Source organism: Mesorhizobium sp. M1A.F.Ca.ET.072.01.1.1 (assembly GCF_004023325.1).
Classification (GTDB): domain Bacteria; phylum Pseudomonadota; class Alphaproteobacteria; order Rhizobiales; family Rhizobiaceae; genus Mesorhizobium.
The window spans coordinates 1-2,382 of sequence record NZ_RZSF01000569.1; the positions used below are offsets into that span (position 1 = coordinate 1).

Below are 2,382 nucleotides of genomic sequence, written 5' to 3' on the forward strand. Positions count from 1 at the left end.
AGATCCTGCAGCTCACCAAGTATCTTGACCGCCTGCCCAAGGCGATGTCGGGCGGCCAGCGCCAGCGCGTCGCCATCGGCCGTGCCATCGTGCGCAATCCGAAGGTGTTCCTGTTCGACGAGCCGCTGTCCAATCTCGATGCGGCACTGCGCGTCGCCACCCGCATCGAGATCGCCAAACTGAAAGAATCGATGCCGAACACGACGATGATCTACGTCACGCACGACCAGGTCGAGGCGATGACGCTGGCGGACCGCATCGTGGTGCTGAAGGAAGGCGTCGTCGAGCAGGTCGGCACGCCGATGGAGCTCTACAAGCGGCCGGGCAATCTCTTCGTCGCCCAGTTCATCGGATCGCCGGCCATGAACATATTGCCGGCGAAGATCGAGAAGGCCGGCAATCCGACCGTGGTCAGCCATGTCGGCGACCGCAAGGCGACGGTGCCGATCACAACGCCCGCTTCGGCGAACGGCGCGGCGGTGAGCTTCGGCGTGCGGCCCGAGGATCTCGCGATCGCGACCGGGACGGATTACCTGTTCGAAGGCAAGGTCGATTATATCGAGCAGCTCGGCGAGGTTCAGCTCGTCTATGTCGACATCGGCCGCGCCGATCTGCCGCTGGTGGCGAAACTGCCGGGAAATGTCGAGGTCAAGCGCGGCGAGACGCTGCGGCTCAATGCCGGCGCCGGGGATCTGCACATCTTCGACGCGGAGGGGCATTCCTTCACGCTGCATCGCGATGAGGCGAAGGCGGCCTGACGCTCGGTGCTGCCGTTTCGGCCATGAGGCACGAGGCGGTCCGGATAAAGAAAGAGCGGCGAGGTTTGCCCTCGCCGCTCTTTTTCGTCAACTGCTTGCGGCTGTTAGCGGCCGAACAGATTGCGGTCGCTGCCCTGCGGGGCCGACTTGTGCACGTCATTCGACGAGTTCAGCAGCTTGTAGACCGGCGAGTCGGTGCCCACCGACGAAGTGCGGGTCGTGTCGACGGCAGGGGCCTGCTGGCTGGCGCCAGCCGAGCCGTAATTGTCGCTGCCTGCGAAAGCTGCGCCGGAGAGGGCCAGAACGGCCGTTGCGGCAAGAACGATCTTCTTCATTTCAATACTCCTGAATTCTTAACCTGATGTCGTTTCCAAAACTGGGGTACACTTTTGGGCGACATGCCTTGGGACGCGGCGGGTGAACCCAGCGTCTACCTCCTGTCGGCCATGGCCCCTCATGGATCATGGCCAGGTTCGGCAGTTTAATTGTTGCCGAAGAGGTTGTGGTCCGCGCCCTGGGTGACGGGCTTCTGAGCGGCCGCTTCCGACCTGTGGGTCGAGGCCGTGCGAGAAGTGTCGACCGCGGCGGCCGGCTGATTGGCGGCGTTGGAACCGTAGTTGTCGCTACCAGCGAAGGCGCTGCCGGAAATGGCCAGAAGGGCGGCGGCAGTGAGAACAATCTTTTTCATTTTTGGTACTCCAGTATGTTTTTTCGTCCGTCTAGCGGCGTGTCTTGGGAGTGAAAATCGCGTCGTTCGGACAGCCCCGATGTGGGTGAGCCGGCTGCCGGATTCCAATCACGAAGTTGTTTCGGCTGGACCATGAATCCCCATCTTGAAATTGTACCAATCGCCCGCCACGATCGGTTTTTACACTGTTGAATCAGTTAGTTATCGCACTTATCCATTTGGCTCACCAAGTGTATACGCGCGCCGATGTTCACCCCGTCCTGCACGCACCGTCAACAGAAACGAACTGTTCGGTTCGATTTTAGAATCTCCTAATAGTCACTTTCCGATACCGCTTAACCATTTTGGACCTACCGGCTTGATTCGGGAGCGTTGCCGCCCACGGGTCAAAGGCGTCGGCAACTCTGGGCGCAGCCTCGTCTGAGCGTCCTTCTCTCCGATCTGGAAGGATCGCGCCGGCCGGGCGCCGAGCCTGCTCGCGCGTCAGCGTCAGCACCAGATCGAAGCCGTCGCGACGATCGTCCAGTTCAATCAACTCGTCGCGGAAGTCGACCTCGTTTGCGGGCAACCGAAATCTTGTCGGCGGAGCCTGCCGAAGAGGCCGGCAGGCTCCTTGGAAACCTTTCTCAGCCGGCGGCGAAAGGCACGGCGACGAATATCTGCGCGTCGCCGCGATCGACCAGCAGCAGCACCGACTTCCTGCCGGACTTGCCGGCCTCGGCGATCGCCTGGTTCGCTTGCCTTGCGTTTTTCACCGGCGTGCGGTCGACGGCGACGATGACATCGCCGGGTTCAATGCCGGCCGCGGAGGCCGCCTTGTCCGGGTTGACGCGCTCGACCACGGCGCCGCGCTGATTGTCGGCCAGGTTGAGCTGCTCCCGGATGTCCGGCGTGAGGTCCGTAAGGCCAAGGCCGAGCGAGGGCACGCGCAGGCCC

4 protein-coding genes are annotated in these 2,382 nt (G+C 62.3%); 1 reads left to right on the plus strand and 3 read right to left on the minus strand.

Features of this window, described 5'->3' with window-relative positions; translation table 11 throughout:
• Nucleotides 1-758: ATP-binding cassette domain-containing protein (locus EOA32_RS36355; RefSeq protein ID WP_128374238.1), on the plus strand; the 758-nt coding region annotated here is incomplete at its 5' end.
• Nucleotides 759-862: 104 nt separating this feature from the next.
• On the opposite strand, the gene EOA32_RS36360 is transcribed toward EOA32_RS36355, so the two are convergent.
• The 3 genes from EOA32_RS36360 to EOA32_RS36375 form a co-directional block, all read right to left on the minus strand.
• Nucleotides 863-1,093, minus strand: coding sequence for a DUF680 domain-containing protein (locus EOA32_RS36360; protein ID WP_066996024.1), 231 nt, complete (start codon nt 1,091-1,093; stop codon nt 863-865).
• A 146-nt stretch (nt 1,094-1,239) separates the two neighbouring features.
• Nucleotides 1,240-1,446, minus strand: a complete 207-nt coding sequence (locus tag EOA32_RS36365; RefSeq protein ID WP_066996029.1) for a DUF680 domain-containing protein — start codon at nt 1,444-1,446, stop codon at nt 1,240-1,242.
• 626 nt (nt 1,447-2,072) lie between these two features.
• On the minus strand, nt 2,073-2,382 hold a 310-nt coding region (locus EOA32_RS36375), incomplete at its 5' end, for a PDZ domain-containing protein (protein WP_128374239.1).

What these genes read in the sequence shown, in the direction of transcription:
- EOA32_RS36360 (WP_066996024.1), bottom strand. Translation starts at nt 1,093, where the DNA reads ATGAAGAAGATCGTTCTTGCCGCAACGGCCGTTCTGGCCCTCTCCGGC.
- EOA32_RS36365 (WP_066996029.1), bottom strand. Translation starts at nt 1,446, where the DNA reads ATGAAAAAGATTGTTCTCACTGCCGCCGCCCTTCTGGCCATTTCCGGC.